Here is a 23,051-nt window from a genome sequence, read left to right as displayed (position 1 = left end):
ATATGCGTGTTCACATAGTCAGATGTCGAACCTGCTTTGCTTAATGATTGATTCCGCAACTAATTGGCCAGAAGTAACAACTAACGGTGTACCACCTCCTGGATGCGTTGTTCCGCCAACGAACCAAAGCCCCTTTAGTTTGGCTCTATTGCTTGGACGCATAAATGTTTGTTTGATCGTGTTGGAAGAGATCCCATAAATGGAGCCATAAAAAGCTGATGTATCTCGCTCCAATTGTTCAGGATGATACGTCATAAGTACATCCGCTTGTGTTTCCAGTTGATCGAGCCCATATTCGCTAAGTTTGCTAACAATATACCGACCATATGGCTTATGCTGTTCTTCCCATGACCAGCGCGCTGACGTATAAGGGGCATTGACAAGTATAAACAAATTACTTCCTCCGATTGGTGCCATGCCTGCCTCTGAATATCCCGAATGACACACATAAATGGCTGGGTCGATTGGAGCAATTCCTTTTATGAAAATATCGTCAAACTCTGAGCCGTATTGCTGTGGAAAAAAAACATTATGATGCTGAAGCTGAGTGTATTGTCGATTCATACCTGCCATTATGACGTAACCCGACAGCGATGGCTCATACTGCTTGAGCTTCTGATCCTTCATTTCTGGGCGATGCTCTTCTGCCAGCAAATCACGATAAGTCGTCAACGCATCCCCATTCGCGATGACAGTATCTGCTTCATAGGTCGCATCTTCAGTCTCTACACCGACAACACGTCCTTGACGTGTAACGATTTGATTCACCCTCACAGAAGTACGAATATCAACTCCAAACTCTTTGGCCATTTGCACAAGTCCTTGCACAAGACTGTACGTTCCACCGCTTATCCCATACGTACCGCGCACAATTTCTAAGTGCGGCAGCATCGCAAATATAGCTGGAGCCTTAGCAGGATTAGAACCGACATACGTTGCAAATCTACCGAACATCGCCAGCGTATGCGGATGACGGAAATATTTGCGCAGCAACTGATCCAGCGTCTGAAACGGTTTGACGCGCCATAACGCAGCCAGTAAACTAGGATGCAGCTTATCTTGCCATGATACTAACAGTCGATTCATAAAATGCCGCTCCGCGAGCTGATAGAGAGAAGCGGATTCTGACATGAATGCGCGATATTGACGGGCATCTTCTGAACTGTACGCAGCTATCTGCTCTTCCATTTCCGCAGCATCGCTGTTAAATATCACCTTATTTCCATCAGCAAAATAATTCGATGTGCCCTGCAATAAGGGGTACATTTTAATATAGTCATCCATTTGGCGGCCTACCGAGCGAAACAGCTGTTCAAATGCCGCTGGCATCGTAATCGTGCTAGGTCCCCGATCAAAGACATACTGCCCGCTTTGAATGCGCTGCAATTTGCCACCTGCACTAGACTGTTGTTCCAGCACAGTCACAGCAAAACCTGCATGAGCTAGTCGAATGGCACAGCTTAACCCGCCTAAGCCTGCACCTATTACTATCGCTTTTTTCATTGATAGGTTCTCCCTTTCCACGTATAGCCGCGTCCATCTTTTGAAGCCCACCATGAAGCTATCGCGATACTAATTAAGAGGAGTATACTTACAGGAAGCCATAGCGCATGTCCCCAAGACAATAGATAACGCCAATCAATTATGGTTTTTATAAGCAATCCAATCAGCCACGATACGAGACTCAATACAAACAAATCAGTCGCCAAGCCATTCACGCCAACTATTGCATAGCACCCAATGCTTACGAACACAGTAAGCGCAGGAATAACATACATGAACATATAAAAAACGAGCATCCCGAACAACACAATCGGATTTCGACCGACACCCGCATAAATATTTTTCTTATACCCGTTCCATACACTGTGTGCATCTGTGTACATCCGCATCGACAGATGATCACAAATATTTACGAGAGCTACTGGTTGATTCGCCATCTTCACCGCTTTCGCCATCTGCATATCATCAACGAGATGTGCGCGAAAAGCCGCATGTCCACCGAAAGACCAATAACTGTCTTTATGAATGAGCATACAAGCACCATGCGCAGCCACAAATCGTGGATCATGGGAATCGCGCACAAGCTTAATCGGCAAATGACAAGCAATGACGAAGTTCATAAGCGGGACGATAAGCTTTTCCAGCCACGTCTCTGTTATTTGTTTCGGGAAACCCGTTATGAGGCCATTCCCTTGTTCCAGAGCAGCGTTTAGGAGAACAGCAAGCCCATTAGGCCCCACTCGCACATCCGCATCCAGAAAGAGCCACCATTGACCTTGTGCTCGCTGCGCAAGCTGCCAGCATGCATAGGATTTGCCCATCCAGTCGGGTGGAGGCTCTTCACCAGTTATTAGTTGCAAGCGAGGATCGCCATCCCCTGCTTGGCGCACAAGCTCCGCTGTACCATCTTCCGAACGGTCATCAAGCACGAGCACTTCGATATGAGGTGATGGATCAGCAAGCACACCCGCTATGCAATCAGCAATACGATCCACTTCATTCCGAGCAGGTATGAGCACGGACAGCTTTGGACGATTGTCCAGCGCAGCATCATTTTCATCCAACCACTGCCTGCCAGCTTCAAACACCATTAATCGTGGCAAATGTCGCAAGTTCCATATGACAAACAACATTTGTGCGGTAACTACTACCGTGATCGCCCAAAAAATGATTTCCACCGTCCAATCCCCCTCTTATAGCGTTCAAACTGCTGATCCGTTGAAAGTGGAGGAGCATATAGCGCACCAAAGCCAGGGACATCGGCTCCACCTGCTTGCATCACTTCTAATCGATGTTTATCCAACTGCCTTTCGAGCCGCTGCTGCAATCGTTCGGTAATCGCTGTTTGCACCATCGTATCCCATGCGTCAGACATCGGCGTTCCAAACAACAAAGTCGCACCTGGCTTCTGATAATGGCACATTGAATAATAAATCGTTACCGGAACTACAGTCGTACGGGGAACACGACGCAGTATATGTGCTGCTCCACGTTGAAAGTGAAGAGGACGTGCCTCGGCATGATAAATATCGCCTTGTGGAAATATCCATACTCGCTGTCCTCTTTCTAATAAAGAAACACTGTGCGTTAACGATTGTAAAATACCTCGAATTGAAGATTTATGAATAGAAAAGGCCCCTACTTTTCTAAAAAAGCGATATTTGCTCATTTGCTCGTGATCCATCATCATATAGTGCCATCGTGAGGTATCGTGCTGCACTGCATAATATACCATCAAGCCATCCCACCAAGAACAATGATTCATGATGAATAAGACGGGACCTTCCAATGATTGAAAGGCTCCTTCGTCACGCAGACCTACATGATGAAAATGCCGCTTGATGAGATAATGCTCCGTATACCATCGAAATAACCTATGAAACAGCTTGCTCGGTTCGGCGTACAGCATAGCGCAGCACCCCTTCCGTAAACAGTATCCCAGCGAAAGCGATACAAGAAGGGAGCAGCAATCCTTCTTTTACACTAAGCAACCCAAACATAAACAACATCATCTGCATAAGTCGTCCGCCTTCACGAAATTGTGGTACTGGAATAGAGCGAAGCGGGAACAAGAGCGACATGAATCCTGATATGAAAAACCAGCTTACAAAGTTCACATAAGGCACTCCAAAGTAACCTTCTTGCGCATGCCAAATCCAAAATTCTCTTGCATTCGCAACCGGATCAAGCACCAAGTCCAACAGTACAGTCCAACCGCCCACTTGCACCGCTCGCAACCAACGATTGCTGCCGCTAGACAGCAACAACGCGGTATAAACGACGCCTACCCACGCACAGGCAATTGCTAACGGAACGCCGCCAATGGCAAAGCCAAATAAAGGCGTATAATGATAATCACCAAAGGGAAATCCCGTCACTACTCCGATCCATTCAATAAAAAATGTAACGACGGCGATTACGATCAGCCTAGCTGCTGAAGCAAGCCGCATTTCCCCATCAATACTGCGTTCAATCGATACCGCATACCAACCAAAAAACAATAAAAATAATCCGTTGGAAAAAGCCAATGCATCCGGCACACCTATCGTCATCATCAGTAGCAAGCCAATTACTAACCAACTTATAAATACAATACGTATAATCATGAGACCACACTGCTTTCTTGCTGCAACAACGCATCCTTGCTATAGGCTCGACTCACTTCTTTAAAAATTTCTATCTTGTCAAAGGGACCTACGATCGCTCGTTTCGTAAATACGTTATAGTCATTTTGTCGTACCTTACCTAAAATAGCTCCGTAATATTTCGCTGCCAGCTCTACCGACATCGCACTTTCCACACTATACGTATGCAAATGCTGCAAGCCTAACGCAAACCATTGTCCTGCTATTTGCTCAAGCTCCTCAATCATGGCACGAAAACGTTCATCCACTACATGATAACAAAATTGTTCTTGCGTATATTGATGCTTCTCCATCAACGAACGCGGTACATACCTTCTTCCACGCGCCTGATCTTCACCAATATCACGCACGACATTAACAATTTGCATCGCCTTACCCAAATAAATACCAGCATCCACCACCGATTTGGTGGGGTTGTCATGAAGAACGGGCAGCAACATTTCACCCACTGAACCCGCCACTAAGTAGCAATATTCTTCTAATTGATCTAATGTTTCATAATTTGTAAATTGCAAATCTCTTCGCTGTCCTTCCATTTGCCGAAAGAATGGTTCCTTCGTAATTGGAAAGTGAGCAAACAACCAGCGTAAAGACGGCCAAATAAAGTGTCCTGAAGCGGATTCAAGCACCGTAAACTGCCGCTCAAGCTCTTCCAACGTAAACTCAGGCTGCGGCTCATCTACAGCATCATCAATCATGCGGCAAAATGCGTAGATGACGAAGACCGCTTCCCTCCTAGGACGCGGCAATAAATGAAACGCATGATAGAAACTGGAAGATCCCTTTTTAATCATCGCTTCACATTTTGCAAGACATACCGCTAGTTCCATCATCTCATCTCCTTCATTAACTGTCTGACAAGCAGTCTAGCGCCTTGCATCACAATAGGAACTCCCCCGCCTGGATGGACAGAGGCACCAACCGCATACAAGCCGCGAACTGGAAATGGCACAGCTTGAGGGCGAAACAGTGCCGATTGTTGTAAAATAGGCGCTATGCCAAAACTCCCTCCTTCGTACCACCCATCTGCTCTTGCATCCTGCGGCGTACGAATCGATTGCCATGCAATCGCCGCTCGCAATCCTGGAAATGCTCTCCGCTCAACGTCATCCAGTATTCGTTCTACAATTACAGGTACTTCTCTTTCCCAAACTATGTGACCGTGTGAATCAGATGGACATGGAATCAGCATATACATGACACTCTCACCAGCGGGTGCAGCATGTTCGTCCATCGCAGTAGGATAAAACACATAATATGACGGGTCATCAGGCAAACGCTGCTCATCAAAAATACGTTTCATTCCCGCATCCAAGCTGTCAGGCAAAAAGAACTGATGCGCCTGCGCTTCGGACCATCTCCGCTTCAACCCCAAATAAACGAGAATCGTACCGCAAGAGGGAACGAACGATTTGCTATGCACTTGCTCCCATTTACGCTTCGCACTTCGCTGCTTGACAGAAAATGAGTGAGCAATGGGTTGAACATCGGCAGAAATAAGTTTTCTAATATGGGGGAAATCGCCATTGTATACGATCGCTTCATGCTCATGTATACGACCGCCTACTTTTACTCCTGTGCATACCAGTGAGTCAGTGACCAACACCTCTTCTACCTCCGCATTTGTAACGATCGTTACCCCGCGCTGGCGCAGCTCATCTTCCAACACACGAACCAAACTGGCGTATCCTCCTTGCAAGTACCATACGCCTAGCGCGTGTTCTGCATAAGGCAGCAATGTATATAAGGCTGGTGTCAAATGCGGTGCTCCGCCGATATAGATCGTTTGCAAAGAAAAAGCATCCACCAACTTATCCGTGCGAAAATATCGCTTAGCCATCCCTCTTACATTCAAATACGCCTTTAGCTTGGTGAGCAGCGCCATATTGCGATACGTGAAAAAATCACGTTTGCGCAAAAACGATTGTTGTAAAATCTGTCTATTTCCCTGCTCATAGCCTTGCTCCATATCATTCATATAGCGGACGAAACCGTCGCTCTCACCCGGAAACACATGATTGATTTCTTCGATTTGCTTCTGCTTATCTCTGTATTTATGAAAAATGGTGCCGTCCTTATAATGAATCCGGTACATCGGGTCACATTGCATGAGTGGAATGCGCTCTCTTCCGATACCCCCTTCTTCCAAAATCGTAAGCAGCATATCAGGCAATAACACGATCGTCGGGCCTTGATCAATCCGGTAGCCATTCCCTTCTTGGAAGGACAATCGACCGCCTAGTCGGTGACTGCGTTCATAAATCGTTACTTCTTTGCCTTGCTGGGATAACAAAAGTGCGGTAGTTAGACCTCCAATACCTGCACCAACAATCCCGATGCTCATTGCTGCTTCCCCCTATGAAAACGTAAAGTTTGATCCTGTTCCATTAACAGCCTCGTACTAATCCGAGCGGACTCGAATATAGTAGGCAAGCCGCTGCCTGGATGCGTTCCGCCTCCTACAAGCCATACCCCTTCCACTTCCTCGAAACGATTGTGCGGACGCAGCAGCATCATTTGATCCATGGAGTGCGCTAAATTAAAGGTAGCCCCTTCATAAACGCCAAAATCATCGCGCCAATCGACTGGCGTCACCATCTGTTCTTGTTCGATATACTGGGACAGATCCTGCATTTCCGCTTCCTGTTCCAAGCGCTGCAACATTTGCTCACGAACACGGCTCTTCTCTTGCTCCCAATCTACGTTCCCAGTCAAGTTAGGAACAGGCATAAGCACATATAATGACGTTTTCCCACTAGGAGCAAGCGTGCGATCAATGACACAAGGATTATGCACATAAATAGAAGGATCTTCCGACAATCGTTTTTCGCTCATCATTTCATGCACATTTTGTTGATAATTCCCTGAAAATAAGATGCTGTGATGGGGCATTCGAATCTCTCGATTGATACCTAAGTACAACATAAAGGTCGAGCAGGAATATTTCTTTTTAGCCAACCTCTCAGGCGCATATTTCTTCAGCAATCCCGGTTCAAACAATTGATTCATCGCGCTCGCGAAGTCTCCATTGACGATAATATGGTCTGCCGTAATGGACTCTCCATTTTCAAGCTGTATCCCTTTGGCTCGCCCGTTCTCTACTTGAATGCGCCGCACGCCTGCATTCAGCACTATGCGCCCACCATACTCTTGGATCACTTGCGCCATCGCTTCGCAGAGTTGATTGACGCCGCCAATCGGATGAAACAGTCCGAATTTATGCTCCATATACGATAAGATCGTAAACGTGCCCGGGCACTCCCAAGGTGACATCCCTAAGTACTTCGCTTGAAACGTAAATGCAAACTTCAAACGCTCATCTGTAAAATAGTTAGATAGCCGGTTATATACCGAATCATGCACATGAAGTCGCGGCAAAGCCTTCATGATGTCCAGCGCGAAGTAATCTTTTACAGAAGAAAAAGGACGCTGCAATAAAGGCTTCACCGCTTCAAATTTCTTTTCTTCCTCGCGCATGTAACGCCGATAACCAGCACCATTACCCGGAAACAGTCGTTCAACTTCGGCTTCCATTTGTTCCACATTCCTACTTGGGGAAAAATGAAATGCGCCAAACTGTAAACGATAAAGCGGGTTAAGATCGACCATTTCCACATAATCATGCAGATTGCGCCTTGCGGCCGTAAATAGCTCTTCCAAAATATGAGGCATCATAAAAAAGGTTGGGCCGCGATCAAACTTGTATTCCCCTAGTTGAAATCGTGAAGTTCTGCCACCGATATGGGGTTGTTTCTCATAAATGGTCACATGGTATCCTTGTGCGGACAGCAGCATACCTGCTGCCAAGCCCCCTGGCCCTGCCCCCACAATTGCTATTTTCTTGCTGCTCATCACAACCCCCCCTACCTACAACAATCAATCCAGAAAATAAATGAACCGGGCCAATCAAGACCTATGAACAGGCTTCAATTGTAAATAAATTTCTTCAAACCATAGCTCCCAACTATTGCTGTCCTTTCCAGGAGCACAATAGTTACGGTATGGCTCTCCCACATTCACAAAACCGTTTCCGCCTAATGCAAATGTTATCTCTTCAAATTTGTTCCTTAAATGATCAATCATAGGCAATACAGAAGGAAGCCGATTCGGATCGTTTAATGAGATACAAATAAGTGTAATTTGCTGTTCTCTTACAATCTGCTCGATGCCGTCTTCTGGCGTATCAGGGCCTAAATAGATCACTTCCGCTCCTTTTTGCCGCAGAAATAACGAGAATAACAGCAGTCCGACATGATGGTGTTCTCCTGAAGGACAGAAGGCTAAAACTTTAGGCAGTTGATGATCCAATGGTAATATTTGAAAAAAACTATAGCAGCGCTGGATGATAAACTGAGTCATAAAATGTTCTTGCGCTACAGTAGCTCGCCCAGCATGCCACTCATCTCCAACTTTAATCAGCAACGGGATGAACACATCGCCAATCATCCGATCATAGCCATACATGGCAAAGCCCATATCCATCATCATTCTTGCCTGTTCGGATTGATAGCGGCTCAAAGTGGCGTACAACATATCTACCAAGTTGCCGTCTTGCTCTATTTCATCATCCGTTTGACTTGATAAAGGCAACGATGATGCCCGCCAAGCATGCGGTAAAGTTGGAACAGCAACAGCCTTTGATTGTGCCTCCGTGCTTGTTCTCGATTCTTGCTCCTCTACTCCCTCAAGCACTGCCTGCTTCCGTTGCTGCAACAACAAAACAGCCTGACTAATATACAAACCTTCTTCGTCCGTTTTGGACTTCAACCAGCGCAAATCTTCTATTTGATCCTCCGTATACAATCGATAGCCTGACTCGGTACGAATGGGCGTTACTGCGTTATAACGCTGCTCCCAAGCTCGAAGGGTAACGGTAGGAATTCCTATTAATTGTGAAGCTTGCTTAATGGTGTACATCAATATCACTTCCTCAGCATTCGCCATTGTACCTTATATATCTTATACACAAGTGATACAAAGGTTAAACAAAAGTTATACACCCATTATACAAAGCAGCTTTACTTTCGTCTATATTCGTCTACAGGTAATAACAGTTGAGATGAAATAACGAGAGAAAAAGAAAAAACCGCCTAATAAGCGGGTTTACGAAATTTTATATGTAGCTTTCACTCTTTGCCGCCTCCCCCTGGATTAGTGGGCAGCCGCCAGCAATCTTGCTCCCTAGTAACACCTTTGCCATCTGTACGGCAGAACAGCGTCCAATAAGCGTGCTTTAGTCTACTACTCTAAGAGGATTACTGCTGCTTGTTGTATATGCCGTTTTCACTCTGCTAAAATATAATCAAGCCCTTCGACAGACTGGCTCTACCACGCCGCAAGAAGCATGCCACAAGCCGCGTCTTCTTCCGGATAAGGAGGCTCTTTATTGAATCATCTTCGTAATTTGCAAGATATGGAGCTAGCCAAGATGCTGCTAGATCCGCGAAAGCTGGCTATTTTACGGATTGCCAAGAACGAACCGGTTACCGTTAAGCAAATGGCAGAACAACTACAAGAGAAACCATCCCGCCTGTACTACCACGTCAATAAACTAGAAGAACACGGCCTACTCCAACTAGTCGAAACCAAACAGCAAGGAAATCTAATTGAAAAGTATTATCTCACGGATAATACACACCGAGGAAGCTATACGCTAGATCGTTCCATGGCTGCGGCTAATTCTGATTTTATCTTGCAAGAACTACTGAACCTCATCCAGCAAGGCATTGATGTTGTGGACGTAAATTTACGCTACGGCAATTCGCAGCAGAGAAGTTTAGCACAAGTCAACATCGCACACAGCTCGCTAGACCCACGTGAATGGGCCGAAAAAATGCACAATGTTGCGCAAGCGCTTTCTACAGCCGAGAGAAAAGTACCTTTTAATCTAGCAGAAGCGAAATTGGGAGCATATGAGAACCAAACGGAGCAAGATGAATATGTTCATGTACTGCTTTCCTATCGATTGAAAGATGTTTCTAAGCAGTCTACTAGCGAAGAAAAGGAATGACCATGAAGCAGCGAATCACTCCTAGTGCTTCAATTGGTTGAACAACAAACAAAGGCTGTACTCCAACCATCTGCATGGACGGAGTACAGCCTTTATTGTTATGTATGTTACAAATATCGGCTATATGGCACCAAAACACTATCCCGCATTACGTTCCATTACAAGTACCAAACAACCCTTTTCAGACCATGGTTCATGTTCTGTATTGGGTCCATAACAGAGATAAGAACCTGCTCCATACGCTACATCATTGGTGATAAGAGTTCCATCTAATACGAATAATTCCTCCGTCTCCTTATGCGTATGATGAGGGAATTTCGCCCCAGGTGCGAATCGTACGACATAACGCAGTTCACCATTCTCATTTCGTAATGGCATTTGCTCTAAACCGTCCATAACCAATTTCCACTCACTGTTTGTAATATCAACGGAAAAGAAATTTTTCATGTCATCATCTCCTTCTATACAAATCGTAACTTACGATGATATATTATTCAATATGAACAAAAATGAACTATTCTTCAGGAGAAATGAATCATGGAAATTCGTTTGTTACAGACATTTCAAGCTGTTGTCCAATGTGGCAGTCAGGTAAAAGCAGCAAATCTGCTGCAATATGCACAATCGACCATCACCCTACACATTAATCAATTAGAAGAAAATCTCGGCATTGAACTGTTTGAGCGTAAAGGAAAACAAATGGTGCTAACCGAAGCTGGAAGACTTGTGAAAGAACAGGCTGATATTTTATTGAATCAAGTGAATGTAATCACTGAAACCGCGAAAGAATTTGCAATCGGTCAGAAAGGACTTATTCGGATCGGCGCAATTGATTCGATTGGCAAAACAAATTTGATTTCCGTACTAACAACGTTTATGAAAGAACATCCACAAATTTGTCTTTCCATCGAAAGTGGCGTAACCCAACAATTTAGTCAACGGATTATCGCTAACGAACTTGATATTGCCTTATGTCCCCCTCCATCACCAGAATTAAGTCTTGAGTTTTATCCGCTGTATGAAGAAAAGCTTTGTTTGATACTACCAATCGACCACCCATTATCTGCACAAAAGAAAATTAAGATGTGTGATTTAGAAAATGAAAATTTCATTTTAACTGGAACATCGTGTGAATATAGACGAAAAATAGAGCATGTTTTTCTTCATCATGGCTTTCATTTACACTCTTCATACGATGTAGCAAACATAGAGATGGTTCTAAATCTAGTACGTCAACGGTTTGGTATGGCTATGCTGCCTAAACATTTCGTTGCCCATTCAAATCTTTACGCGATTCGTGATATCGATGATATTTCGACCATTTTACCTGTGGGATTAATCCGTCAAAAAAATAAAGTCCTCAGCCCTGCTACAGAAAAATTGATAGCTAACATCGTTTCATCCTGCTGAACAATCCCAACAAAGCACTCGCTATCCGAATAAATCAAATAGAAAAACGTCCTAACAATTAAATTAGGACGTTTTGTCTTTCTCATTATTACTTGTTATTAGGTTATCTAACGTCTCTAACTTTCCTTTTAATACTACTTATAGAAAGGATTAAACCCTACCCCTTTGCCAGACGGCATCGCACCAGGGACACCATCCGCTTCAAGCAGCGGGCGAATAATTAATTTCGCAGGCCACACCTTATTTTCGAACAACTCATATCTTAATACATATCTATCCGCTTCCGGAATATCGATAACTTGTAAAACCTCTTGCAACTTCGCTTCTGTAATATCCCAGAACGTGCTCACCGGAATCTGATAAGATTCCGATAATGCCTCTATAATCGAAGCAAGATTCACTTGCGTACCCAAGGATTGCACATAGAATATTAATTTCTCCAACGTTTCATTGTACAAGCTATTCGAATAGCCTGGTCGAATATGATAGCGGGGATCTTCAATGCCATGCTTATCTAGATAAGGCTGGTGCAATCGTACGGAATCATGATCACGGAATAGCAGCCCGCTCACTTTGTTGTCCTTAAGAACGACACAGCAATTTTGACCGTGAATCTCAGGAACGATGCCGACTTTAAACAATCTCATTACAATATCGTAGAACACGGCAGCCAAATCCGAATAGAACTGGATGACCTCTTCTTTCGAGATGCTCCCCCCTACAATCTCCGTCAAAAAATGCTGGTCTGGCAATACGACGCCTAACGATGACATCGGGAAAAATTTATAGCGTTCATCCAATAACTGCTCAGGATAGATTCTAACTTGTGCCGCCAAATGACGAGGATGATCGTCGAACAGTCCCATCGATGCAGGCATGTATCCCCACCAGTTGTTCTCTTCACACAAGAACACTTTATGTGCAAGTGTCTCGTCACAGGCTATCGCTTCACGGAACATTTTTTCTCCTACAATTCCGTTCAGCAGCTTCACAACAGGCAAATATCTAGCAGCCCCTAACGATAACACGCTAATTGGCAGCTTGAGCATTTTCGTCGATGCAGTCGTTGAAGTTAGCGAGCGAACGGAAGAAGTCGCGAAGAAATCACCTATTTGTGTATCGAGTACGATAATCGTTTCGTCCTCTATTTCCTGCTTAAACTTGGGCAAAATGATATGTTGCAGCTGCCATGTATGAACGGGGATAATCGTATACTGTTCTTTGGAAATCCCTTTATTGTCTAACTCTTGATCGATCATCGCCTTCTGCTCATCGTGAAGAATATCATAGGGCTCCACTTGGTCTACATCTGCGACTTCAGGCGAACCCTTTGCAACCGATTCATTGTGGATTGCCACCCAATGCAAGGTCGTCTTCTTCCCAAACTCAGCCATGTAATTCTGGTAATCCTCTGTCGTAAAGCCGATTTTGGCCTTCGATAATGGATGAAACGGACGATCGCGCAAAGAAGCAACCATCTCGCCTTTCACATACCATTCATAGGCTGAGCTTGGGGTAAAGGACAGAGCAACCCCAGCCTGCTCCAAACTTGTATGTAATTGTTGAATCGCGATATCCAATCCAGCCAAAAACTCCGACACGCCTGGATGAGCATACGCTTCCTCAGACAGTACGTGACGCAGCACCATTTGAGCGACTTTAGTAGGAGAGCTGATCTCTACCCATTTCTCATCCTCATTTTTATAAATAGGCGAACCCGCTACCCATTGATAACCTTGCTTGTAGCACTTTTCTACCAGAAACACAATGTTTCCAACGTAGACGGATACTCCCTTATACAAAGGAAACAGCTGCTGCCATTCATTCGATGCGGCCGATAAAGCTATCGTCGTACGATCATCTAATTGAAAAAACTGCTCGGCTAGAAACGCATCCATTACATCTTTCATAATTCGCTGCACAGCAGTGTGGCTTTGCGATACCGTTAATGTTGTATTCATCCTAATTTCCTTCCGTTATATAGTAAAATTTCGGATGTGGATGTCCTAAAAAATCATGATGGGAAATCGTCCAGCAATAAGCGCCTGACTTCTCAAACAGAATCACATCGCCCACACGTAATCGCTCTAGTTCAGCATTCGCATACAATTGATCCTTCGGCGTGCATAACTCACCTACTATGGTGGCTTCTCCATCAATAATTTCCGGTCGTGCAAATGGATACGTCCATCTATCAAGCGGAACGATACGGAACGGATGATTATGTCCCCATGATGCAGGCAATCGATTATGATGTGTTCCACCTCGTAACACCGCAAACCATTGATCCTGCGACTGCTTAATATCCACCACTTCAGCTGCATAGTAGCCATAATCGGCAACGATAAATCTTCCCGGCTCAAAGAACAGCTGCGTGTCTCCCAAAGCTTGCAACGCTTCGTTCTGAGCCAACAATGAGGTGAACAAACGCCAATCAAAACTAGGCGTACCGTCATAAGTAACACCGAATCCGCCGCCAGCATTGATAACTCTAACATCTAGCCCGTACAACCGCTCCCATTCTTTCACGGTCTGCACATAAAACTGGACCATGTCCACATGCAACTCGGCATGCAAATTGTTCGAGAGCGAATGGAAGTGGAACCCGCTAAGTTGAACATGCGTATTGTCAACGTCTTTCAGTATGGCTATAGCTTCTTCAAGCAACTGCTCATCCAGTCCAAATTGAGTTGGGCGTCCGCCCATCGATATTTTCGTTTTGGGCAGCGTGTTCGTTCTCACATTAATGCGCAGCAAGATCTGCGTAGTCCGCTCCCACTTTTTAGCTAACAGGATAATTTTGCGCAGCTCTAACAAACTTTCAACATGCAAATACGTCACATTTTGTTTCATTGCCGTCTCAAGCTCATAGTCTTTCTTCCCAGGTCCACCGAATAAAATAGGAACATCTGCTGAAACCCCTCTTACTTTCAACAGCTCTCCAATGGATGCCACTTCAAATCCTTTCACGTAAGGCACCAACGCTTCAATAATGTTCGGATCAGGATTCGCTTTAATCGCATAAAATAAGTTCGTTTGGCTAGGCATCGTTTCTAGCATCGCTTTCACATGACTTTGAATGCCCTGCAAATCGTAAATATACGCACAGACAGGCTCATCATTGTGAACATGCCAGTCTGTGATCCATTTTTCAACAACCTGATTCATTGGCTCCCACCCATCACCTGTCGATAGTCTTCACGTTTTGCTCTATAGGCTCGAAACGCTGTATTGCGGTCATCTCCAAGTACAAAAATATGGACCCCGCGCTCAACCCACTTCGCATGTTGTGCCACACTTCGAGAAACAATCGCATAAGGTACGTCGCAGCGCTTGGACGTTTCATATACTTGCTCTAAACAGCGCTGTACTTCAGAATGATCCGTATCCCATGGCACTCCTAGCGATTGTGATAGATCCGCTGCTCCCTCTAGTACAAAGCTAACTTGCGGCATCGATAAAATAGATTCACACTCAGCAACGCCCGCAGCGCTTTCTATCATGGGAACGATCATAACCTCCTCATTCGCTTCCTTGATATAGTCGGTTAACGAATACTTGGCGAAAGCGCCGGGCCGCCCACTGTTCAAACTTCGCATGCCAATCGGATGATAATAGGAGTAAGAAACAGCATTCTCGAGTTGCTCCTTACTCTCTACATGGGGAATCACAATCCCTTGAGCACCGCTATCGAGCACTTTTAATATCTCATTTCGATCCACTTGGGATATCCGCACAAGCGGCGTAATATCCAATAATTCAGCAGCTCGAATCATATCCTCGATCGTTTCCATATTCGTTGACGCATGCTCATAATCAATAATGACAAAGTCGTACTCCGCATAACCAATGAGCTCGATGACAATCGGATGCGGAATCGAGACAAACAGTCCATATACGGGCTCATTTCGCTTTATTTTTTCTTTCAGTTTATTCTTTCTCATACTAAAATCCCTTTGGCCTCTAATAAAGGATTTCTAACCTTTCGGAAAAATAGCTCGCCATCGCCATAAATACGACGCTTCGTCATTTCTTCGATTAGACCGTCTTCTGAGAATAAATTGAACAGCTCGAATCTCTCCTTGTATTCGGGATGCTGCGCTTGATAACTTAGAATTGTCTCTGTGCATGCACGCCAGAAGTCCTCTTCACGCAAGCCAAACTTCTCCAACGTGAAACAAATTTCCGTCATACAAATAAAATAGAACGCATCAAACGTATAGTCTCTTACTTCAGACACCGTTTCCGCTTGCAAGAACGAGTAACGATTAAATTTACGATGGGTTTCCGGCTCAGGATGCAGCTGGGGTGCCCACTCAGGGTGCAGCAGATGCTTCGTCATATACCGAACACTATCGTGCAAATCTTTAATCATGATTTTGACTGGCAAGTTATTTTTCACGACTAATATAATGTTTTGCGAATGTGACTCCAGTGCAATTCCATGTGCATATAGTAGATGGATGATTGGAAGCGACACTACTTTAATTAGTGCCTCGCTCCATTTCTCAATCCCATGCTGCTCAATTGCGTCTTGAATGAAAGGCTTGCCATTTTTCTGGATAAGTGTGATCGCATTTAACGGCCATGCCTCTTCGCCTTCTTCCAAGTACGTGGAAACATTTTCACGATATACGGCGCCAAGCGTTCCGTAAGCCGAGCGATATTGGATTGCATGTAGCTTATCGTAGCGGACAGATATGCCAACTACTTCTCTTAAAAAGTGAAACCCTTCTCTTTGCAGCAAACTATCATGTTGAATAATATGATGCAGCCAATCACTAATCAGTGGAGCATTTTGCGTTGTATGATGTGCCAAAATACGACTCGTGGATGTGTTTATCAGACTCATAGCCAGCTTAATATAAGGTGCATCTGTACGGTTGCGATGAGACATAGAACGTATCGATTGCTGCGCACGGTATATGCTATTCGAGGTCCCTAAGAGCACCATATCTTTATCGATTAATTGCTGTACAAACAAGGATGGTGTGCGATGTTCCATTTGCCATGGATGCACGGGTATGAAAATATACTGCTTATCGCTTGATCCCTTCTCTTTCAAGATTTGTGCAAATCGCTCCCTATCCTCATCTGTGAGGTGAAGCTTGTACATCTCCTCTAGGGAACTTGCCTTTGAAACTGCCACATCTGCGAGCTGATCACTTACCGCAATCCACTGTAAGACAATGTCTTGATTAAACTCTGGTCCGTACAAGTAATTATCCTCTAGAGTGAAGCCAATTCTTGATTTGTAGCTCGGATGATAAGGGTGTCCGTCAGCCATATGACTCTCTAAAGCTTCATAGTGCATGTCCGCTGCTGGAATCTCATCCGACTGATATACTTTAGATTGCTTGTCTTTTGCTAACGTTTCTAACAATTCATCGACAAATTGATTTTTAAGCGCACCGTCCAAATTATTTTGAATCACTTCTTCCAAAAATACATAAATATTTGTACAAGGTTCGCCTTCTCTTTTTATCGAATTTTTATCTATTTTCACTCTGCCAAAAGACCATTTCTCATCTGCTTTGCATGAATAATGCACAAGGTTGCCTTCCGCATCTTTACCAGTAAAAGTCCACACTCGGTTATCTTTCTTGACACTAATAATGCCTTCGAACAGCATTGCTTCCATCGTCTGGCGCATAATTCTTTCTTTTACTTCATCCAAGCAAACAGCTTCTGTTTTATTGAAATGACTTGCTTGACTCACTTGTTCCACTCCCTATCTTGTTCATGATGTTGTTTACTAGAATGTAAGAAGGCGTCTCACTCACTCCGGCAAGACAGCTCATCATATTCCGTTTCGCATAAAAACCTTCAGCCTCTAACAGATGCACAACGTATTCATTGTCATGCTCTTCTATTTCTTTCGTAAGCACATCACGCACAATTGTCCAGAAATACTCCTCTGTTTCCTGTACGCTGCTCGCAAGCGCATGAATCAATGAACCTAAATGGTTCACGATAAAATAATAGGACGTACGCGCCCACGCCTTCTCTTTTTCATAGAATAGCAAGCCAGATTTATTGATGTTGTTCGCAACCTTCTCTTGATTCACACTCACACCTTCCAAATCTCGAATAATGAAGGTATGCGGCATGCCGTTCTTAATCGTTAACAAGCAATTTTGAGAATGCGCTTCAAAATGAATCCCTTTCTCCTCAGCTACACGAACAATCGACAGCAGCGATATTTCTAAATAGCGTCTAAACCACGGTTCAAGTTGATTGCTATCGATCAGTGACAACAATCGTGCTGGCTCTCCTGCTCTAGGAGCTTCAATCAAGCTAGACATGACAAACGTTGACGTTACGTCAAACTGGATCGGACGATAAGCAATCGTAAACAATTTTGTAAGCTCATCATCCGCAAATTGACACGTACAAACGCCTTCCTCGTAAGAAATTTCGGTATGTGGGTCATCACCAAAACAATGGTGCTGCAACAAATAGTTGGATGCATCCAACGTTCTGCGCATTTGTTCCTGATTATTGTTTCTCATCATATTAGTAATTTGAATATTCAACGATAGTTTGATATTGCATTTCATATCAGGTACATACACCGTACGCACCGAAGAAGTCGGATATGCAATAGGCCCAAAACTCCCTAAAAGAATAATGTTCTCTTGTGCAATATAGTCTTTGACTGCTTTCACTGTTTGTACATGCTTGTACTGCCAAGGATGAATCGGTAATATTTCATACTTGTCACGTTTCTCTGCAAGTATCGCTTGAGCTTGTGCTTCAACCGTATCGTGCAGCTTCGTGTGTCGCCCTAGATGTACCCACTCTTCTTGATAAACATGTTTGTTAACAGCCAAATAGCATAATGGAAACGAAGATTGAAGCTCAGGGCAATATGCGCTTACTTCCTCTTCCGTAAAGCCTAATGTGTTTTTAGGAAACGGATGAAACGGATGCCCATACAGCAACGATTGCTCTGATGATAAATAATCATGTACAGGAGAATGAGAAGTATGCTTCAGAAATAAAGCCAGATTCCGATAGCTGTTATCAATTCTTTTGGAGAAATCCAGCCTGCTCTTGTCTGTTACCAGTGAATCCTGCTGCTGCAGCTCTCTCACCATCCACTGGACGAGTTCAGGGTAATCCAGCGCCTGCCCTTGCTGTACGTAAATATGCTTATATTCATGTTCACCAATAGCTGAATAAAAAGAGAACGCTCCTGACACGGTCACTTTACTAGTTGGGAAATAAAGCGTAAATGTTTGTCCTTTCGCATCGATAGATAATAAATGTCGATTCTCTTGACAGAACTCTCGAATATAGCAATTTAACAACGTCTTGCATGTATAGTAATTAGCTAGTTCTTGACGATTAGACAGCTGACTTGTTTTCACTTCCAACAACGATGTCTACCTTCTTCCTATTTATGAATAAAATTAGTGGCAATGTGAGTAACAGAAGACTGCCCAATACTATGCACTCTTCTTTGAGGGCAAGCCACTTCGCATATTCAACTGATTCTCCCGTTTGGACTAACATCTGCCATCGAACATCGTAATACACAGCTAACAACATTACGGCAAAGGATGATAGCAAACGTTCAATCGTACTCGATAACGCAGATCCTTCATGCATGTCTTCTTCCGGCAGCGAGTTAAGCCCGATCGTCGTAACCGTCATATCAGATAGACCCATTCCAATCCCTCGCAATGCCATAAAGAGAACGATAACGATGATAGAAATGCTTGGCGGTAAAAAAGCAAAAGCCATCATCGAAATGACGATAAATCCAACGCCAACTAGGATAAAATTCAACGACTTTCCTGAATCCATCCACTTGCCGCCAATCCACACAAATAAGCTCGTACAGATCGCAGTTGGGATGAACATGGCTCCAATGACAGAAGGCGATAAGCCATATACCTCAAGAAACAACAGCGGAAGAACGAAGATTGCACCGAACATAACGGTGTCCTGTATGACCGAAATGATAACGACTGTCCTGAAAATTGGATTCCCCCGCAGAAGCTTATAGCGAATAATCGGCTCTTCTCTCTTGTTTTCCTTTTGAATAAAGCGAATCAAAGCCACCGCACCTAATCCAAACCATATATACACGATCCACATAGGTACAGTAGGGTTTGACAGAAGTTGAATACCTAAACTGAGCAAAGCAATGCTCGTTACGAGCAGTATAATACCTTCCAGATGAATGGACTTTCTACGAGCTGGTTCGTACGGTTTGATTTGCGCAGCGCACATGATAATCGAAAAAAGCGCAAACGGTACGTTAATCCAGAATAGATGGCGCAGCTCGCCAACTTCCAGAATAATGCCGCCCAAGGTTGGGCCAATTGCAGGTGCGATCATAAGGAGCATGCCCCATGTCCCGGTCACTCTGCCACGTGCTTCTTTTCCATAGCTATCAAATAACAAGACTAATGACAACGGGATCATCAATCCGGCTGCAACCCCATGGACAAATCGGACTACCATCACAATCTCTACAAAGGAATAAAACAAACCGCCTATGATCGAGAAAGTACCGTATAAGCCGATTCCTAACAAATACGTTCGCTTTCTGCCTAAACGATCAACGATCAGTGAGGTCAGGGGCATTGTAATGGTCATCGCCAACATATAAAGCGCGATTATCCATCCACCTAATGAGGTTGAAATACCATACATACTTACGAACTTAGGCAATAAGATGTTAAATGCACTATTGGTAAGAACTAATGCGAACGCACCTGTAAAAATGGAAAATAGTACAGCGTGCTTCTTCACGTAGTTTGGAATGATCATGAATTCGTTATTAGCTCAACGGCTTCTTTGACTGATTGCTCAAAAATAGCTAATACTTTAGTTGTTTCAAGTGCGGTAATGGTAAGTGGTGGTAAAAAGCGAAGTACAGCAGATCGACGTCCCCCGACTTCAATAATAAGTCCATTGGCAAAGCATCTTTCTTGAATACGTGCCGTTAATTCGCCGAATTGAGGATAGTGACCTTGTTGATCTTTACGGCCACTTGGGTTCACAATTTCTACGCCGATCATTAGCCCTCTGCCACGAACATCGCCAATGACCTCGTATTTATTTTTCAAGCCATTCAAATATTCAAAAAATTGATTGCTGCGTTCTTTAACATTTTCAAGCACATCATGTTCCTTCATATACTTCAATGTAGCTAGTCCTGTCGCCATGCCCATTTGGTTGCCGCGGAATGTTCCTGTATGCGCACCTGGGTTCCATTTGTCCAATTCCTCTTTATAGATCACAACAGACATCGGCAAACTTCCGCCAATTGCCTTTGAACAAACGATTACATCTGGAACGATGTCAGCATGTTCGAAGGAGAACATTTTACCCGTTCTTCCAATTCCCGTTTGCACTTCATCAATAATTAAAGGAATTCCTCGTTCCGCTGTAATACGACGCAGCTCTTTCAACCAATGAATAGCAGCAGGAACCGATCCGCCTTCCCCTTGAACCGTTTCAACGATGACTCCGCAAGGAGCAGCAATACCGCTTTCGCAGTCATCTAGTAAATGTTCGATATAGTGCGCGCTTATTTGAGAGGTTTGCTCCCCACCTACCCCGAACGGGCAGCGATATTCATACGGGAATGGTAAGAAATGAACATCCGGCAGCAGACTTTGCAAATGCTGCTTCTTGCTCAAGTTGCCGCTCATCGCCATCGTGGCTTGCGTAGAACCGTGATAACCACCATGGAAAGCCAGTATTGATTTCCCTTTCGTTGCCGTTTTCACAAGCTTAATAGCTGCTTCTACTCCATCTGCACCTGTTGGACCACAGAATTGAATTTTTGCGGAATCTTTCAATTCTTCTGGCAAGATAGAGAAAATCTCTTGCATGAACTCTATTTTCAACGGAGTAGCTAAGTCTAGTGTGTGAAGTGGCAGCTGTTGCTCTAATACATCCTTAATTGCCTCTGTTACTACCTCGTGATTATGCCCTAGTGCTAATGTCCCTGCACCTGCAAGGCAATCATAGTACTGTTTACCATCTGTATCTGTAATAATCGTGCCTTGGGCTTTCTTAATAATAAGAGGAAATTTGCGTGGATACGATCTTGCATTGGATTCCTTTTCAGATTGAAGTTTATAGTATTCGTTCTCTACATTTGTTGTAATCATGATAGTTTGCTCCTTTGTACATGTATGTGAGTCCGTTATTAATCTTCAAACAAATATTCTAAGTAGGCTTTATACACATCAATTGAAGATCCTTGAAAAGGAAGGAAATGAGTAGACATATCAGGCAGTGCATTTACTTCGAGGATACCCCCATTTTCAATGGTAATCGGAGCAGTTATATCTTTGCATCGTATATCGATACCAGCGACATCAATATTCAATGCTTGTGCGGCTTCAACTGCGATTGTGATATTGGCCGTACAAATATCACTCGTTTGATTCCTATTTATTTCACTAATTTCGCCAGCCGGTATATTATCAATCGAGAATAGTTCTACACGCTCACCCTGTTCTACAACATCTTCAATCGTTTTACCTTGCGCTTGTAAATGGGCATGCAATGCATTCGACTGGACGTTAATTGCAGGGAAGGATTCAATTTCACAGACCTCGTTCCGGAGGAATCGAGCTTCGTTAAGCTGATAGATTAACTGTTCTATCGTGGATTGGCCATCGCCTTCAACCGTTGCAAGCTCATATCCGATAACAGCAACTACTTTTCCAGCTATAACGAGTACACGATAGTCATTACCGTCGACATATTTTTGGATCATAATTTTATCGCTATGCTGCTTCGCAAGCTGAACCGCATGTGCTAACTGCTCTACCGATTTGATTCCTAATGTAACCCCGATACTGCAGCTAGCATCTAACGGCTTAACCGTTACATTCCGATACGTATGCAGAAAATGTTCGGCTTCATCGCACATCTGTGGAACTACGATATACGCGGGTACAGGCAGTCCTGCTCTTTCCAGCAGCAGATTGGACGCCTCTTTATTTTTAGCCAAAAAGCCGGAGAGCAATGGCAGCTTGTGAGTTCTCGTTTTGTTAATAATAATCGTCTTGCCTCTATACGTTAGTTCTAAAAAATCTTCACAGCCTGCAAGCAATAATTTACAATCTATTTGCATTTCTTTTGCTTTACTCATGATTAATTTATTTTGCAAGTTTTGACTGGTTTGCTGTGTCACTACAAATCCTCCCTACACAAAGTATCGTCGTTAGGCAGAATCACACGTCTTCCGCCCCCGAAGTCCTCCTCCCCATGGATCTAGATGCTGTACGGTTTTTCCCTTCTAGTGCCAAATGCATTGGGAGAAATATAACAACTTTATGATTGATAATGATAATCACTATCAGTCAGTGAAAATATAATAGATTTTAGTGTTTATTGTCAACCTCTAATTATCAATATTCACAATCTGTTTTATCCATAAAATAGACAATAAGCACTTTGTTTGCTAGATAACAAAGCACTTATATATCTATTCAAATAAAACTGAT

Annotated in this window: 19 protein-coding genes; 2 read left to right on the top strand and 17 right to left on the bottom strand. The window is 43.8% G+C overall.

The window, feature by feature from the left end:
- Positions 1 to 18: 18 nt before the first annotated feature.
- The 8 genes from H580_RS0120585 to H580_RS0120550 are packed head-to-tail and all read right to left on the bottom strand — an operon-like array spanning position 19 to position 9,065.
- Positions 19 to 1,503, bottom strand: coding sequence for a phytoene desaturase family protein (locus tag H580_RS0120585; RefSeq protein WP_028596460.1), 1,485 nt, complete (start codon positions 1,501 to 1,503; stop codon positions 19 to 21).
- Positions 1,500 to 2,681, bottom strand: coding sequence for a glycosyltransferase family 2 protein (locus tag H580_RS0120580; RefSeq protein ID WP_028596459.1), 1,182 nt, complete (start codon positions 2,679 to 2,681; stop codon positions 1,500 to 1,502). The genes H580_RS0120585 and H580_RS0120580 overlap by 4 nt, the downstream gene beginning before the upstream one ends.
- Positions 2,651 to 3,412, bottom strand: a complete 762-nt coding sequence (locus H580_RS25000) for a lysophospholipid acyltransferase family protein (RefSeq protein ID WP_051217615.1) — start codon at positions 3,410 to 3,412, stop codon at positions 2,651 to 2,653. Before H580_RS25000 ends, H580_RS0120580 begins: the two co-directional genes overlap by 31 nt.
- Positions 3,378 to 4,109 carry a carotenoid biosynthesis protein gene (locus H580_RS0120570; RefSeq protein ID WP_036605593.1) on the bottom strand — a complete coding sequence of 244 codons (732 nt, stop codon included), beginning with the start codon at positions 4,107 to 4,109 and terminating at the stop codon, positions 3,378 to 3,380. Before H580_RS0120570 ends, H580_RS25000 begins: the two co-directional genes overlap by 35 nt.
- The gene (locus tag H580_RS0120565; RefSeq protein ID WP_051217614.1) at positions 4,106 to 4,981 is read right to left on the bottom strand and encodes a phytoene/squalene synthase family protein; all 876 of its coding nucleotides are present in this window, start codon (positions 4,979 to 4,981) and stop codon (positions 4,106 to 4,108) included. Before H580_RS0120565 ends, H580_RS0120570 begins: the two co-directional genes overlap by 4 nt.
- On the bottom strand, positions 4,978 to 6,492 hold the full coding sequence (locus tag H580_RS0120560; protein WP_028596456.1) for a phytoene desaturase family protein: 1,515 nt from the start codon (positions 6,490 to 6,492) through the stop codon (positions 4,978 to 4,980). Before H580_RS0120560 ends, H580_RS0120565 begins: the two co-directional genes overlap by 4 nt.
- Complete coding sequence (locus tag H580_RS24995; protein ID WP_036605592.1) at positions 6,489 to 8,000, bottom strand: phytoene desaturase family protein; 1,512 nt, start codon at positions 7,998 to 8,000, stop codon at positions 6,489 to 6,491. Before H580_RS24995 ends, H580_RS0120560 begins: the two co-directional genes overlap by 4 nt.
- Before the next feature lie 54 nt (positions 8,001 to 8,054).
- On the bottom strand, positions 8,055 to 9,065 hold the full coding sequence (locus H580_RS0120550; protein WP_028596455.1) for a MerR family transcriptional regulator: 1,011 nt from the start codon (positions 9,063 to 9,065) through the stop codon (positions 8,055 to 8,057).
- Positions 9,066 to 9,534: 469 nt separating this feature from the next.
- Between H580_RS0120550 and H580_RS0120545 the strand changes: the two genes are divergently transcribed.
- On the top strand, positions 9,535 to 10,158 hold the full coding sequence (locus H580_RS0120545) for a helix-turn-helix domain-containing protein (protein WP_028596454.1): 624 nt from the start codon (positions 9,535 to 9,537) through the stop codon (positions 10,156 to 10,158).
- 138 nt (positions 10,159 to 10,296) lie between these two features.
- Here the strand turns inward: H580_RS0120545 and H580_RS0120540 are convergent, their stop codons facing one another.
- Positions 10,297 to 10,605 (bottom strand): cupin domain-containing protein, encoded by a 309-nt coding sequence (locus H580_RS0120540; RefSeq protein ID WP_028596453.1) that lies wholly within the window; start codon positions 10,603 to 10,605, stop codon positions 10,297 to 10,299.
- Positions 10,606 to 10,695: 90 nt separating this feature from the next.
- Between H580_RS0120540 and H580_RS0120535 the strand changes: the two genes are divergently transcribed.
- Positions 10,696 to 11,568 carry a LysR family transcriptional regulator gene (locus H580_RS0120535; RefSeq protein ID WP_028596452.1) on the top strand — a complete coding sequence of 291 codons (873 nt, stop codon included), beginning with the start codon at positions 10,696 to 10,698 and terminating at the stop codon, positions 11,566 to 11,568.
- A gap of 134 nt (positions 11,569 to 11,702) precedes the next feature.
- Here H580_RS0120535 and H580_RS0120530 read toward each other — a convergent pair whose 3' ends face one another.
- The 8 genes from H580_RS0120530 to H580_RS0120495 are packed head-to-tail and all read right to left on the bottom strand — an operon-like array spanning position 11,703 to position 22,738.
- Complete coding sequence (locus tag H580_RS0120530; RefSeq protein ID WP_028596451.1) at positions 11,703 to 13,529, bottom strand: IucA/IucC family protein; 1,827 nt, start codon at positions 13,527 to 13,529, stop codon at positions 11,703 to 11,705.
- A gap of 1 nt (position 13,530) precedes the next feature.
- A complete protein-coding gene (locus tag H580_RS0120525; RefSeq protein WP_028596450.1) occupies positions 13,531 to 14,736 on the bottom strand; it encodes a type III PLP-dependent enzyme in 1,206 nt (401 codons plus the stop codon).
- Positions 14,733 to 15,512: an HpcH/HpaI aldolase family protein gene (locus H580_RS0120520; protein ID WP_028596449.1), complete on the bottom strand. Its 780-nt coding sequence runs from the start codon at positions 15,510 to 15,512 to the stop codon at positions 14,733 to 14,735. Before H580_RS0120520 ends, H580_RS0120525 begins: the two co-directional genes overlap by 4 nt.
- On the bottom strand, positions 15,509 to 17,287 hold the full coding sequence (locus H580_RS0120515) for an IucA/IucC family protein (RefSeq protein ID WP_036605591.1): 1,779 nt from the start codon (positions 17,285 to 17,287) through the stop codon (positions 15,509 to 15,511). The genes H580_RS0120520 and H580_RS0120515 overlap by 4 nt, the downstream gene beginning before the upstream one ends.
- Positions 17,262 to 18,941, bottom strand: a complete 1,680-nt coding sequence (locus H580_RS0120510) for an IucA/IucC family protein (protein WP_245583618.1) — start codon at positions 18,939 to 18,941, stop codon at positions 17,262 to 17,264. Before H580_RS0120510 ends, H580_RS0120515 begins: the two co-directional genes overlap by 26 nt.
- Positions 18,919 to 20,352: an MFS transporter gene (locus H580_RS0120505; RefSeq protein ID WP_028596446.1), complete on the bottom strand. Its 1,434-nt coding sequence runs from the start codon at positions 20,350 to 20,352 to the stop codon at positions 18,919 to 18,921. Before H580_RS0120505 ends, H580_RS0120510 begins: the two co-directional genes overlap by 23 nt.
- A complete protein-coding gene (locus tag H580_RS0120500) occupies positions 20,349 to 21,707 on the bottom strand; it encodes a diaminobutyrate--2-oxoglutarate transaminase (protein ID WP_028596445.1) in 1,359 nt (452 codons plus the stop codon). The genes H580_RS0120505 and H580_RS0120500 overlap by 4 nt, the downstream gene beginning before the upstream one ends.
- Before the next feature lie 35 nt (positions 21,708 to 21,742).
- Positions 21,743 to 22,738, bottom strand: a complete 996-nt coding sequence (locus H580_RS0120495; RefSeq protein WP_028596444.1) for an ATP-grasp domain-containing protein — start codon at positions 22,736 to 22,738, stop codon at positions 21,743 to 21,745.
- Between the last annotated feature and the right edge of the window lie 313 nt (positions 22,739 to 23,051).

The organism is Paenibacillus assamensis DSM 18201 (assembly GCF_000422445.1).
In the GTDB taxonomy this organism is placed as follows: domain Bacteria; phylum Bacillota; class Bacilli; order Paenibacillales; family Paenibacillaceae; genus Paenibacillus_B; species Paenibacillus_B assamensis.
The sequence above is the reverse complement of the archived record's forward strand: the minus strand, read 5'-3'. Positions and strand labels throughout refer to the sequence as shown.

What these genes read in the sequence shown, in the direction of transcription:
- H580_RS0120540 (WP_028596453.1), bottom strand. Translation starts at nt 10,605, where the DNA reads ATGAAAAATTTCTTTTCCGTTGATATTACAAACAGTGAGTGGAAATTG.
- H580_RS24995 (WP_036605592.1), bottom strand. Translation starts at nt 8,000, where the DNA reads ATGAGCAGCAAGAAAATAGCAATTGTGGGGGCAGGGCCAGGGGGCTTG.
- H580_RS25000 (WP_051217615.1), bottom strand. Translation starts at nt 3,412, where the DNA reads ATGCTGTACGCCGAACCGAGCAAGCTGTTTCATAGGTTATTTCGATGG.
- H580_RS0120565 (WP_051217614.1), bottom strand. Translation starts at nt 4,981, where the DNA reads ATGATGGAACTAGCGGTATGTCTTGCAAAATGTGAAGCGATGATTAAA.
- H580_RS0120550 (WP_028596455.1), bottom strand. Translation starts at nt 9,065, where the DNA reads ATGTACACCATTAAGCAAGCTTCACAATTAATAGGAATTCCTACCGTT.
- H580_RS0120560 (WP_028596456.1), bottom strand. Translation starts at nt 6,492, where the DNA reads ATGAGCATCGGGATTGTTGGTGCAGGTATTGGAGGTCTAACTACCGCA.
- H580_RS0120520 (WP_028596449.1), bottom strand. Translation starts at nt 15,512, where the DNA reads ATGAGAAAGAATAAACTGAAAGAAAAAATAAAGCGAAATGAGCCCGTA.
- H580_RS0120535 (WP_028596452.1), top strand. Translation starts at nt 10,696, where the DNA reads ATGGAAATTCGTTTGTTACAGACATTTCAAGCTGTTGTCCAATGTGGC.
- H580_RS0120525 (WP_028596450.1), bottom strand. Translation starts at nt 14,736, where the DNA reads ATGAATCAGGTTGTTGAAAAATGGATCACAGACTGGCATGTTCACAAT.
- H580_RS0120530 (WP_028596451.1), bottom strand. Translation starts at nt 13,529, where the DNA reads ATGAATACAACATTAACGGTATCGCAAAGCCACACTGCTGTGCAGCGA.
- H580_RS0120585 (WP_028596460.1), bottom strand. Translation starts at nt 1,503, where the DNA reads ATGAAAAAAGCGATAGTAATAGGTGCAGGCTTAGGCGGGTTAAGCTGT.
- H580_RS0120570 (WP_036605593.1), bottom strand. Translation starts at nt 4,109, where the DNA reads ATGATTATACGTATTGTATTTATAAGTTGGTTAGTAATTGGCTTGCTA.
- H580_RS0120505 (WP_028596446.1), bottom strand. Translation starts at nt 20,352, where the DNA reads ATGATCATTCCAAACTACGTGAAGAAGCACGCTGTACTATTTTCCATT.